The following is a 12,148-nucleotide window of genomic DNA, read 5'->3' as shown; positions in this document are numbered from 1 at the left end:
CGGTTCCCGACAGACCACACGCGGGCGGCGCGGTGTAGGTCGCACGCGGCGCTGCGAGGGCCTAGGATTTAAGTGGACCGAGCGGTCCACGTAATTCGGGGACGGTAGCCCGGTGCGACCCGCACCACAAGGGCATCACTCGTTCGGACGATGCCCTCGTCGGGACGGGTCCGGCCGCGGCGGTGTGGCAGCCTGGGCCGACCAGTCCGGGAGCGAGGGGGACCCATGGCGACGACGGATACGCGAGCCGGCGCGCAGGCGCCACGGCGCGGCCGTCCGCAGGGGCACGGCCCGGGCTTCGAGGCGCGTCGGGCGGAAGTCGTCGACATCGCGACGACGCTGTTCGCCGAGCGCGGGTACTCCGGCACCTCGGTGAGCGACCTGACCGCCGCGACGGGCATGGGAAAGGGCGCGCTCTACCGGTACATCGAGTCGAAGGAGAACCTGCTCGTCGAGATCTCGGCACGGGTGATGGGCCCGCTCGTGGAGCGGACCCACGAGGTCTGCGCGCTCGACGAGTCGCCGCTGGTCAAGCTGAGATTGATCTCGGAGGCCATCCTGGCCGGTATCGCCGAGCGTCCCGACTCGGTCTGGGTCTACGAGCACGACTACCGCTACCTGACCGGCACCAACCGGACCCGTTTCCTCGCCCAGCGCAGCGCCTTCGAGGAGCCGCTGCTCGAACTCGGACGCGACGCGGTGGCACGAGGCCTGTTCCGGGACACCGACGTGCGGCTGCTGATGTTCCAGTTCTTCAATCTCCACAAACAGGTCGCCCAGTGGTTCCACCGCGGCGGCGGCTGGAGCCCGGAGGAGCTGTCCCGCGAGTACTGCCGCACGCTGTTCAACGGGTTCGCCGCGGACTCCACGGACTTCGCCGACGTCGAGCGGCGGGTCGCGAACCTGAGGCACTGAGCACGGGGCAGCCGGTCACGGCGCCGGATCGGCCTCCCGGCAGGGGTGCCCGGCGCGGCGCCCCTGCCCGGCCCCACCCCTCCCCCGGCCCCGCCCGCGCGGCCGTCAGCCGAACAGCGTGCTGTGCTGCCGGCGGAGCTTGTACTTCAGGATCTTCCCGCCCACGGTCTCGGGCAGGCTGTCCGCGAACACGATCGCCTTGGGCGTCTCGTAGCCGCCCAGCTTCGCCCGGCAGTGCGCGATGATCGACTCCTCGTCCGGCTCGGCGCCCGCCCGCAGCACCACGACCGCCGTGACCGCTTCGCCCCAGTGCTCGTGCGGCAGCCCGATCACCGCCGCCTTCTCCACGGCCGGATGCCCGTGCAGGACCGACTCCACCCGCAGGCTGGAGACGTTCTCCCCGCCGGACTTCACGATGTCCTTGAAGCGGTCCACCATGATCCGCAGGCCGTCGGCGTCGACCGACGCGCTGTCTCCGGAGTGGAACCAGCCGCCGCGGAAGGCCTCCCGGGTGGCCTCCTCGTTGAGGTAGTAGCCCGCCGTGACGATCGGGCTGCGGTACACCACCTCGCCCGGCACCTGCGGAGTGTCGCGCAGCGACTGCCCGGTCTCGTCCACGACGTCCGAGGCCAGCAGCGGGCTCGGGACGCCGACGTAGTTGACCGCCGGGGCGGTGCGCTCGTAGATCTCGTTCCACACCGCGGGCCAGAACCTGTGACAGGCGATCGCCTCGGTCTGCCCGAAGATGCCCAGCACCACCAGACCGGGCGCCTTCTCCTGCAGCCCCGCGTACACCGCCGGATCGAGCGCGCCCCAGCCGTAGACCAGCACGGTCAGGCTGGACAGGTCCGCACCGGCCCGCTCGGCCTCGGCGTTGATCGCGGCGACGAACTGCGGCGAGCCCGCCCACAGCGCGGTCGGGCGCTCCTCGGCGATCGTGGCGACGACCTGGTCGGGCACCGGGCGACGCCCCAGCACCAGGGAGCCGCCCGCCAGGAACGCCGAGAGCGTGAAGATCTGGTCACCGACGTGGTAGATCATCGGCAGCGCGGTGGCGACCTTGAGCTCGGTCTCCACCTGCAGGCCGCGGGTCAGCGAGACCGTGAAGTTCAGCCCGGCGAGGTGGCTCGCGCCGTGCGAGAACATCACGCCCTTGGGCATCGCCGTGGTGCCCGAGGTGTAGAGAAGCTGCCAGATGTCGTCGGAGTGGATCTCCACGTCGGGCTCGGTCGTCGGCTCGCCGTCGAGGAACTCCCCGAAGCTCACGCTGCCCGCGACCGGAGCGCCGCCGATCGTGATAGTGGCGCCGACGCCCAGACCGGTGGCGGCGAAGGCCGACTCGGCCCGCGGCCACAGCTCGGCGTCGACGATCGCCGTCGCCGGCTGCGCCTGGCCGATCAGGTGCTCGAGCACGTCCGGGGCGAGGGCCGGGTTGATCGGCACCGCCACCATGCCCGCCTTCGCGATCCCGATCTTGGCCAGATAGGCCTCGACCGAGTTCTCGCTGAACAGCACCACCCGCGCGCCCGGCTCCAGCCCGTGGCCCGCGAGTGCGTGCGCGACCTGACTGGTGATCTCGTCGGCCTCCCGGTAGGTGACCGACGCGAACCGGTCCTCGCCGTACGCGCCGGGACGCCCGGTGATCGCGGTCTTGTCCGGGTAGCTCCAGGTCAGCCGCTCGAACACGTCGCCGACCGAGGTCCGCTCCCAACGGTTCACCGCGCGCCGGCCCCGCAAGCGGGTGACATCGATCGTCTCGAGCTGTCCCTGCAGGTCCACACCAGCCTCCTTGCCGCATCACCTGATCGCGCACAGCATCGCGGCAACGGACGCCGATCACAAGCCCCTAGTCACCAGCAGTTCACATAGGTCTCCTGACCACCGACGCCGTGAGGACGCTCCACAAGCGTCACTTCCATAGTCTTCACCTGCATCTTTGCCGCGACCCGCCGAGTCGCCTTGCCAAAATCGGAGATAGTGAACGACGATGCACTTGTTGCGGGCGGTGCCGTCCGGTCGAACCAGATGGGCAGAGGAGTCGGTGTGGACTTTCGGGAGAGCTCCGAGCACAGGGATCTCCGGGCGACGGTGCGGGCGATCACCGCGGAGTTCGGTCCCGGGTACTACGTGCCACGGGCCGAGGCGGGTGAACCGACCTCCGAGCTGTGGACCCGGCTCGGCGCCGGTGGCTTCCTCGGGATCAACCTGCCCGAGGAGTACGGCGGTGGCGGGGCGGGGCTCGCGGAGCTCGCGATCGTCTGCGAGGAGACAGCCGCGGCGGGCTGCCCGCAGCTACTGCTGCTCGTCTCTGCCGCCATCTCCGGCGAGATGATCACGGGCTTCGGCACCGAGGAGCAGAAGCGGCACTTCCTGCCGCGGATGGCCTCCGGCGAGTCCAAGGTGGTGTTCGCGATCACCGAGCCGGACGCGGGCTCGAACACCCACAAGCTCTCGACCGTCGCGAAGCGCGACGGCTCCGACTGGATCGTCAACGGGGCCAAGTACTACATCTCCGGGGTCGACGAGGCCGAGGCGATCCTGCTGGTCGCCCGCACCGGGATCGACGAGACGTCCGGCCGGGCCCGGCTCTCACTATTCCTGGTGCCGACCGATACCCCCGGCCTGGAGAAGACCCCGCTGCCGGTGTCGGCGAAGCTGCCCGAGAAGCAGTTCACCCTGCACTTCGACGACATGCGGTTGCCCGGGTCGGCACTGCTCGGTGCACAGGACGAGGGCTTCCACCAGGTCTTCCACGGCCTCAATCCCGAGCGCATCACCGGCGCCGCGGTCTGTGTCGGGGTGGCCCGCCACGTACTCGCGCAGGCCTCGGCCTACGCCACGACCCGCACCGTGTGGGATGCGCCGATCGCCGCCCACCAAGGCGTGTCGCACCCGCTCGCGAAGGCCCGGATCGAGACCGACCTCGCCGCGCTGATGACGTCGAAGGCCGCCTGGCTGCACGACGAGGACCTGCCCGCGGGCGAGGCGTCGAACATGGCCAAGTACGCCGCCGCCGAGGCCGCGGGCGCCGCCGTCGAGGCCGCCATCCAGACCCACGGCGGCAACGGCCTGGCCACCGAGTACGGCCTGCTCCCCTACTGGGGAATCGCGCGCCTGCTGCGGATCGCCCCGGTCAGCCGGGAGATGGTCCTCAACTTCGTCGCCCAGCACAGCCTGGGCCTGACCCGCTCGTACTAGGGGGAACACCCGTCATGCCGACCGTCCTGCGCTCCGCGCTGAACACCTCCGACGAGATCTACCTCGCCAACCGCAAGCACTCCGAGCAGGTCCTCTCCGAGCTCGACGAGCAGATCCGGGCCACCATCGCCGGCGGCGGCGAGCGCTACCAGAAGCGCCACCGTGACCGCGGACGGCTGCTGGTCCGGGAGCGCATCGAACTACTCCTCGACCGGGACGCGGCGTTCCTCGAACTGTCCTCGCTCGCCGCCTGGGGCACCCGGTTCCCGGTGGGCGCCTCCATCGTGACCGGGATCGGCGTCGTCTCCGGCGTCGAATGCATGATCATCGCCCACGACCCGACCGTCCGCGGCGGCGCGATGAACCCGTACTCGCTGAAGAAGACGCTGCGCGCCCTGGAGATCGCCCGGATCAACCGGCTCCCCACGATCAACCTCGTCGAGTCCGGCGGGGCCGACCTGCCCACCCAGTCCGAGCTGTTCGTGCACGCGGGCAAGATCTTCCACGACCTGACCGAGCTGTCGTCGATGGCGATCCCGACGATCGCGCTGGTCTTCGGCAACTCCACCGCGGGCGGCGCCTACGTGCCCGGCATGTGCGACTACGCAGTGATGGTCGACCAGCAGGCCAAGGTGTTCCTCGGTGGCCCGCCGCTGGTCAAGATGGCCACCGGCGAGGACGCCGACGACGAGGAGCTCGGCGGCGCCGCCATGCACGCCAAGGTCTCCGGGCTCTGCGACCACTTCGCCGTCGACGAGCGGGACGCCCTCCGGATCGGGCGGCAGATCGTCTCCGAGCTCAACTGGCACAAGCTCGGTCCCGGCCCCAGCCTCCCGGCCGACGAACCGCTCTACGATCCCGACGAGCTGCTGGGCATCGCGCCGTCGGACATCAAGGTGCCGTTCGACCCGCGCGAGGTCATCGCCAGGGTCGTCGACGGATCCCGGTTCGGCGAGTACAAGGCGTTGTGGGGCACCAGCCTCGTCACCGGCTGGGCGTCGATCCACGGCTACCCGGTCGGGATCCTCGCCAACGCCCGCGGCGTGCTGTTCAGCGAGGAGGCCAAGAAGGCCTCGGAGTTCATCCAGCTGGCCAACCAGACGGACACGCCGTTGATCTTCCTGCAGAACACCACCGGCTACATGGTCGGCAAGACCTACGAGCAGGGCGGGATCATCAAGGACGGCTCGAAGATGATCAACTCGGTGGCGAACAGCAAGGTCCCGCACATCACGATGAACCTGGCCGCCTCGTTCGGCGCCGGGAACTACGGGATGTCCGGGCGGGCCTACGATCCGCGGCTGATGTTCGCCTGGGCGGGCTCGCGGCTCGCCGTCATGGGCGCCACCCAGCTGGCGGGCGTCATGTCGATCGTCGCCAGGTCCTCGGCCGCCTCGTCCGGCCGGGAGTTCGACGCCGAGGCCGACGAGCGCAACCGCGCCGCCATCGAGGCCCAGATCGAGGCCGAGTCGCACGCCTTCTTCGTCACCGCCCGGCTCTACGACGACGGCCTGATCGACCCCCGCGACACCCGCACCGTGCTCGGCATCGCCCTGTCGACCGCGCACTCGAACATCGTCGCCGGCCAGCGTGGCTACGGCGTCTTCCGGATGTGAGGCAGGGAATGACCGTCCACAAGCTGCTGGTGGCCAACCGCGGCGAGATCGCCGAGCGGATCATCCGCTCGGCCCGCGCGCTGGACATCGCCACCGTCGCCGTCCACTCCGACCCGGACGCCGACGCGCTGTTCGTCGAGGCCGCCGACGAGGCGGTGCGGCTCCCCGGCGCCGCCCCGTCGGAGACCTACCTGCGCGCCGACCGGATCATCGAGGCCGCCCGCCTGACGGGCGCGGACGCGATCCACCCCGGTTACGGGTTCCTGTCCGAGAACGCGGAGTTCGCCCGCGCCTGCGCCGATGCCGGGATCACCTTCGTGGGCCCGCCGGTCGAGGCCATCGAGGCGATGGGCTCCAAGATCGCGGCGAAGGAGCTGATGGAGAAGGCCGGGGTGCCCGTCCTGCCCGGCGCCACGATCGACGACGCCGAGGAGATCGACTCCGCTGCCGTCTCCGCCCTCGCCGACGGCATCGGCTACCCGCTGCTGGTCAAGGCAGCCTTCGGTGGCGGCGGGCGCGGCATGCGCATCGTCCGCTCCGCCGCCGACGTGCTCGACGCCGTGACCGGGGCCCGTCGCGAGGCCGCGTCGGCCTTCGGCAACGGCACCGTGTTCCTGGAACGCTTCGTCGAGGACCCGCGGCACGTCGAGGTGCAGATCTTCGGCGACACCCACGGCACCGTGGTGCACCTGTTCGAGCGCGAGTGCTCGATCCAGCGCCGCTACCAGAAGATCGTGGAGGAGGCCCCCTCCCCCGCCGTCGACGAGGCGCTGCGCACCCGTCTCGGGGACGCGGCGGTCGCGGCGGGCGCGGCGATCGGCTACACCGGCGCCGGAACCGTCGAGTTCGTGATGGCGCAGACCGGCGAGTTCTTCTTCCTCGAGGTCAACACCCGATTGCAGGTCGAGCACCCGGTCACCGAGGAGATCACCGGCCTCGACCTGGTGGCCCTGCAGATCGCGGTCGCCGAGGGCGAGCCGCTGCCCGCGGAGGTCACCGGCGCCACGATCACCGGCCACGCGATCGAGGCCCGGCTCTACGCCGAGGACCCGAGCCAGGACTACCTGCCCGGTTCGGGCACCGTGCACCGCTTCAGTGTGCCCGCGCTGCCCGGCGTGCGCGTCGACACCGGCGTCCGGGACGGCTCGGTGATCGGCACGCACTACGACCCGATGCTGGCCAAGGTGATCGCGCACGGGCGCACCCGCGCCGAGGCGGCCCGCAAGCTCGCGCGGGCGCTCGCCGAGGCCGAGATCCACGGCCCGGTCACCAACCGGGACCTGCTCGTCGCGATCCTGCGCGAGCCGGAGTTCCTGGCCGGGCGGACCGACACCGGCTATCTCACCCGGCACGAGCCCGCCGTACTGATCGGTCCCCCGGCGGAGTCCACCCTCGCCGTGCACGCCCTCGCGGCGGCACTGGCCGACCAGTCCGGCCGTCGGGACGGGGCGCGGGTCCAGCGGCCCGTGCCCACCGGCTGGCGCAACGTTCGCAGCGCCTCGCAGCACGCCGAGTACCGGATCGGCGACACCGACCTCGACGTGTCCTACCGGCTCGGCCGCGGCACGCTCGAGGCCGGTGTGAACGGGACCGCGCTCGCCGAGCCTGCCGTGCTCGGCGCCGGCCCGGAGCGGGTCGACCTGCGGGTCGGCGGCGTGCGGCGCGCCGTGCGGGTGCACCGCGTCGGCGACACCGTGTACGTGGACAGCGTGCTCGGCGCCAGCACGCTGACCGAGCGGCCGCGGCTGCCCGAGCCCGGCACCGATGCCGCCCCCGGCTCGCTCCTCGCGCCCATGCCCGGCACCGTCGTCCGGGTGGCGGCCGAGGCCGGGCAGCAGGTCGAGCAGGGCACCGTCATCGTGGTGTTCGAGGCCATGAAGATGGAGCACTCGGTGCGCGCGCCGGTGGCGGGCACCGTCGCCCGGCTGAGTGTTCAGGTCGGAGACACCGTGGAGTCCGGCGAGATCCTCGCCGTCATCGAGGAGGTTGAGGCCTGACATGAGCGACGTGACCTACGAGGTGACCGACGGCGTCGCCTGGCTGACGATCGACCGGGCCGAGGCACGCAACGCCCTGAGCAAGGCCGTCCGCGAGGGTCTGTTCGACGGCGTCCACCGGTTCAACGCCGACGGCTCGGCCAAGGTCCTGGTGCTCACCGGCTCGGGCGAGAAGGCGTTCTGCGCGGGCGGTGATCTCAAGGAGATGAACGACGTAGCCCTGCAGGTCCCGCCACCGGACTTCCTGCCCCAGCTCGGCCGCAACATCGACGTCCCCAAGCCGACGATCGCCGCGGTCAACGGGATCGCCTACGGCGGCGGGTTCCTGCTCGCCCAGCAGTGTGATCTCGTGGTGGCCGCCGAGCACGCCCGGTTCGCGGTGTCCGAGGTGAAGATCGGCCGCGGATCGCCGTGGGCGGCACCGCTGTCCTGGCTGGTCCCGCCGCGGGTCGCGATGAAGATTCTGCTCACCGGCGACCCGATCGGCGCGGCCGAGGCGCAGGGCTACGGCCTGGTCAACGACGTGGTGCCGGCCGCCGAGCTGCGCGCGCACACCCAGGAGCTGGCCGAGCGGATCGCCGCCAACGCGCCGCTGTCGGTGCTCGCGGCCAAGCGGACGGCGTACCTGTCGGCGAGCCACACCCGCGCCGAGGCCTACGAGCGCGCCGAGGAGATCTGGGAGCCGGTCTACCTCTCGCAGGACGCGCAGGAGGGTCCGCTGTCGTTCCGGGAGAAGCGTGCCCCCGTCTGGCAGGGGGTCTGACCATGGCAGCAGCGGTGTCCATGGATGCGCTCCTCGACGACCTCGAGGCCGAGAGCGCGGTCGTCCGGGCGATGGTCGCCGACCTCGACGACGCCGGTATCGGCGCCGCCACCCCGGCCGAGGGCTGGAGCATCCGCGACCAACTCACCCACCTCGCCTACTTCGACGAGGCGGCCACCCTGGCCGCGGTGGACCCGGACACCTTCCGCACCCGGGCCGCCGCGCTGCTGGAGGCGGGGCCCGGTTTTCCCGACCGGATCGCCGCGGACCACGCGGGGCTCGGCGCCGAGGAGGTCCGGGCCTGGTTCGCCGGGGCCCGCGACGCGCTCGTCGGCACCTTCCGCGGCATCGAGCCGAAGACCCGGCTGCCCTGGTACGGGCCGGACATGAGCGCCCTGTCCTCGATCACCGCCCGGCTGATGGAGACCTGGGCGCACGGCCAGGACGTCGCCGACGCGCTCGGGATGCTCCGGGAACCGACCGACCGACTGCGCCACGTCGCCCACCTGGGGATACAGACCTTCGGCTTCACCTTCCGCAACAACGGCCGCGAGATCCCGGACGCGCCCGTGCGGGTGGAGCTGGCCGCCCCCTCCGGCGCGCTGTGGACCTGGGGCCCGGCGGACGCCGCCGACCGGGTCACCGGCTCCGCGCTCGGCTTCTGCCTGGTCGCGACCCAGCGCAGGCACCGCGACGACACCGACGTGGCCACGACCGGGCCGGTCGCCGCCGAGTGGATCTCGATCGCCCAGACCTTCGCCAACCCGCCCGGCCCAGGGCGCGCCCCCGGCGCCGTCGCCGCGGCCTTCCCCACTCCGCCCCGGACACCCGCAGGAGGATCCGCATGACCCGCGCACCGGTGCGCATCGGCAACTGCTCCGGCTTCTACGGCGACCGCATCGCGGCGGCCCGCGAGATGGTCGACGGCGGGCCGATCGACGTCCTGACCGGGGACTATCTCGCCGAGCTGACCATGCTGATCCTGTACAAGGCCCGGCAGAAGGACCCGGCCGGCGGCTACGCGAAGACCTTCCTCACCCAGGTCGAGCATGTCCTCGGCTCCTGCCTGGACCGCGGCATCAAGATCGTGTCCAACGCGGGCGGGCTCAACCCGGCGGGGCTGGCCACCGACCTCGCCGCGCTGGCGGAGCGCCTCGGGCTGTCGCCGAGGATCGCCTACGTGCACGGCGACGACCTGATCGGGCGGCTCGACGACATCCAGGCCGCCGGACACTCCCTGGCGCACCTCGACACCGGCGTCGCGCTGGCCGACGCCGGGGTGGATCCGGTGTCCGCCAACGCCTATCTCGGCGGCTGGGGCATCACCGAGGCGCTGCGCGCCGAGGCCGACATCGTGGTGACGGGGCGGGTCACCGACGCCTCGGTCGTCGTCGGGCCCGCCGCCTGGTGGCACGGCTGGGAGCGCACCGACTTCGACGCCGTCGCCGGTGCGATGGCCGCCGGCCACGTCATCGAGTGCGGCCCGCAGGCCACCGGCGGGAACTACTCCTTCTTCGAGGAGGTCACCGACCGCCGCTATCCCGGCTTCCCGGTCGCCGAGGTCGCCGCCGACGGCTCCAGCGTGATCACCAAGCACGCGGACACCGGCGGGCTCGTCTCGCCGGGCACGGTCACCGCGCAGCTGCTCTACGAGATCGGCGAGCCCGCCTATCCCGGGCCGGACGCCGTGGCGCACTTCGACTCGCTGAGGCTCACCCAGGACGGCGAGCACCGGGTGCGCATCTCGGGCGCCCGCGGCAGCGCGCCGACCGACCGGCTCAAGGTCGCCCTGAACTACGAGGGCGGCTACCGCAACACGATGACGCTGGTGCTCACCGGCACGAAGATCGAGGAGAAGGCGGCCTGGGCGTCGGAGCAGCTGACCGAGCTGCTCGGCGGCGCGGACCGGTTCGAGGAGCTCGACATCCAGCTGCTGCGCTTCGACCACCCCGACGCGCCCACCAACGCACAGGCGACCGCGCACCTGCGGGTCACCGTGAAGGACCCGGACCGGCGCAAGGTCGGCCGTGCCTTCTCCAACACGACCATGGAGCTCGCGCTCGGCGGCTATCCCGGCTTCCACACCACCACCCCGCCGTCGGCCGAGAGCGCCTTCGGCGTCTACTGGCCCACCCTGGTGCCGGCCGCGCAGGTGCAGCACCTGGTCACACTGCCCGACGGCAGCACGAAGCCGGTGCCGCACAGCCCGCTCACCGCCGAGATCCCCGCCCCGGCGGAGCTGGTCACACCGGCGCCCACCGGCGGGCCCACCCGGCGGCTGCCGCTGGGCGAGATCGCGGCGGCCCGCTCCGGCGACAAGGGCGGCAACGCCAACATCGGGGTGTGGACCCGCACCGACGCCGAGTACGAGTGGCTCCGCGCCCACCTCACCGTCGAGCGTGTCCGCGAGCTGATCCCGGAGGCGGCCGAGCTGGAGATCCGCCGCTTCGACCTGCCGAACCTGCGCGCGCTGAACTTCGTCGTGGTCGGGATCCTGGACGCGGGCGTCGCGTCCACCACCCGGCCCGACCCGCAGGCCAAGGGGCTCGGCGAGTACCTGCGCAGCCGTCTCGTCGACATCCCGGCCACCCTGCTGCCGGAGCCGGAGCGGCACTCGTGACGCCACCGGTGGGCATCAACGCCGGGCACTTCTTCCGGGGGGTGCCGGCGGGCTTCGCCGACACCGTCCGGCGGATCGAGGACCTGGGTTTCGACGGCCTCTGGTTCGCCGAGGCCTACGGCTCGGACGTGTTCACGCCGCTGGCCTACGCCGCGGCGCTGACCAGCCGGATCCGGCTCGGGACCGCCGTGGCGCAGATCCCGGCCCGCACCCCTGCGGCCACCGCGACCACGGCGACGACGCTGGACCACCTCTCCGGCGGCCGGGTCGTGCTGGGGCTCGGCGCGTCCGGCCCGCAGGTCTCCGAGGGCTGGCACGGGGTCGCCTACCCCCGTCCGCTGGCCCGGACCCGGGAGTACGTCGACGTCGTACGGCAGGTGCTGGCCCGTGAGCAGCCGCTCGACCACGACGGCGAGTTCCACCAGCTCCCGCTGCGCGGCGGCACCGGGCTGGGCAAACCGCTGAGGAGCTCGCTGCACGTACTGCGCCCCGACCTGCCGATCCAGCTCGGCGCCGAGGGCCCGCGCAACATCGCCCTCGCCGCCGAGATCGCGGACGGCTGGCATGCGATGTTCTTCTCCCCCGCCTTCGACGACTTCTACCGGACCGCGCTCGAGGAGGGCTTCGCCCGCCGCGGTGGCCGTCCGGAGCACTTCGAGGTCGTCTGCACGCTGCCGGTCGTGGTGGACACCGACATCGAACGCGCCGCCGACCGGATCCGGCCCGATCTCGCCCTGTACATGGGTGGCATGGGCGCGCGGGGCGCGAACTTCCATCACGACGTGTTCGTCCGGATGGGCCACGCCGAGACGGCGGCCCGGGTGCAGGATCTGTACCTGCGGGGTGAGAAGGCCGCTGCCGCGGCCGCCGTCCCCACCTCGCTGGTCGAGGAGATCGCGCTCATCGGGCCGGTGGGCAAGATCCGCGAGGATCTGGCGCGCTGGTCGGGCACCGTGGTCGACTCGCTGGCCGTCCAGGGGCTGCCCGAGGACCTGGAGATCGTGGCGAAGGCCCTGCTCTGACGGGCCGGCCGGGCCGG

The 12,148-nt window shown here is 72.0% G+C and carries 9 protein-coding genes; 8 read left to right on the top strand and 1 reads right to left on the bottom strand.

The window, feature by feature from the left end; all coding sequences use genetic code 11:
- The first annotated feature begins 225 nt into the window (after window positions 1-225).
- Window positions 226-915 carry a TetR/AcrR family transcriptional regulator gene (locus Pdca_RS12615; protein ID WP_085911304.1) on the top strand — a complete coding sequence of 230 codons (690 nt, stop codon included), beginning with the start codon at window positions 226-228 and terminating at the stop codon, window positions 913-915.
- A gap of 105 nt (window positions 916-1,020) precedes the next feature.
- On the opposite strand, the gene Pdca_RS12610 is transcribed toward Pdca_RS12615, so the two are convergent.
- On the bottom strand, window positions 1,021-2,694 hold the full coding sequence (locus Pdca_RS12610) for an AMP-binding protein (protein ID WP_085911303.1): 1,674 nt from the start codon (window positions 2,692-2,694) through the stop codon (window positions 1,021-1,023).
- A gap of 264 nt (window positions 2,695-2,958) precedes the next feature.
- On the opposite strand from Pdca_RS12610, the gene Pdca_RS12605 reads away from it, so the two are divergent.
- Genes Pdca_RS12605 through Pdca_RS12575 form a run of 7 tightly spaced genes read left to right on the top strand, consistent with a single transcriptional unit; the run spans window position 2,959 to window position 12,131 of the window.
- On the top strand, window positions 2,959-4,113 hold the full coding sequence (locus Pdca_RS12605; protein ID WP_085911302.1) for an acyl-CoA dehydrogenase family protein: 1,155 nt from the start codon (window positions 2,959-2,961) through the stop codon (window positions 4,111-4,113).
- Window positions 4,114-4,127: 14 nt separating this feature from the next.
- A complete protein-coding gene (locus Pdca_RS12600) occupies window positions 4,128-5,729 on the top strand; it encodes an acyl-CoA carboxylase subunit beta (protein ID WP_085911301.1) in 1,602 nt (533 codons plus the stop codon).
- An 8-nt stretch (window positions 5,730-5,737) separates the two neighbouring features.
- Window positions 5,738-7,726 (top strand): ATP-binding protein, encoded by a 1,989-nt coding sequence (locus Pdca_RS12595; RefSeq protein ID WP_085911300.1) that lies wholly within the window; start codon window positions 5,738-5,740, stop codon window positions 7,724-7,726.
- Between the two features lies 1 nt (window position 7,727).
- On the top strand, window positions 7,728-8,489 hold the full coding sequence (locus tag Pdca_RS12590; RefSeq protein WP_085911299.1) for an enoyl-CoA hydratase/isomerase family protein: 762 nt from the start codon (window positions 7,728-7,730) through the stop codon (window positions 8,487-8,489).
- 2 nt (window positions 8,490-8,491) lie between these two features.
- Complete coding sequence (locus tag Pdca_RS12585; RefSeq protein WP_085911298.1) at window positions 8,492-9,337, top strand: TIGR03084 family metal-binding protein; 846 nt, start codon at window positions 8,492-8,494, stop codon at window positions 9,335-9,337.
- Window positions 9,334-11,109 carry an acyclic terpene utilization AtuA family protein gene (locus tag Pdca_RS12580; protein ID WP_085911297.1) on the top strand — a complete coding sequence of 592 codons (1,776 nt, stop codon included), beginning with the start codon at window positions 9,334-9,336 and terminating at the stop codon, window positions 11,107-11,109. Before Pdca_RS12585 ends, Pdca_RS12580 begins: the two co-directional genes overlap by 4 nt.
- Window positions 11,106-12,131, top strand: coding sequence for an LLM class F420-dependent oxidoreductase (locus Pdca_RS12575; protein WP_085911296.1), 1,026 nt, complete (start codon window positions 11,106-11,108; stop codon window positions 12,129-12,131). The genes Pdca_RS12580 and Pdca_RS12575 overlap by 4 nt, the downstream gene beginning before the upstream one ends.
- Window positions 12,132-12,148 lie beyond the last annotated feature (17 nt).

This window comes from Pseudonocardia autotrophica (assembly GCF_003945385.1).
Taxonomy (GTDB): domain Bacteria; phylum Actinomycetota; class Actinomycetes; order Mycobacteriales; family Pseudonocardiaceae; genus Pseudonocardia; species Pseudonocardia autotrophica.
The sequence above is the reverse complement of the archived record's forward strand: the minus strand, read 5'-3'. Positions and strand labels throughout refer to the sequence as shown.

Excerpts from the sequence above, each read along its gene's own strand:
- Pdca_RS12615 (WP_085911304.1), top strand. The coding sequence starts at position 226 with ATGGCGACGACGGATACGCGAGCCGGCGCGCAGGCGCCACGGCGCGGC.
- Pdca_RS12585 (WP_085911298.1), top strand. The coding sequence starts at position 8,492 with ATGGCAGCAGCGGTGTCCATGGATGCGCTCCTCGACGACCTCGAGGCC.
- Pdca_RS12580 (WP_085911297.1), top strand. The coding sequence starts at position 9,334 with ATGACCCGCGCACCGGTGCGCATCGGCAACTGCTCCGGCTTCTACGGC.
- Pdca_RS12590 (WP_085911299.1), top strand. The coding sequence starts at position 7,728 with ATGAGCGACGTGACCTACGAGGTGACCGACGGCGTCGCCTGGCTGACG.
- Pdca_RS12600 (WP_085911301.1), top strand. The coding sequence starts at position 4,128 with ATGCCGACCGTCCTGCGCTCCGCGCTGAACACCTCCGACGAGATCTAC.
- Pdca_RS12595 (WP_085911300.1), top strand. The coding sequence starts at position 5,738 with ATGACCGTCCACAAGCTGCTGGTGGCCAACCGCGGCGAGATCGCCGAG.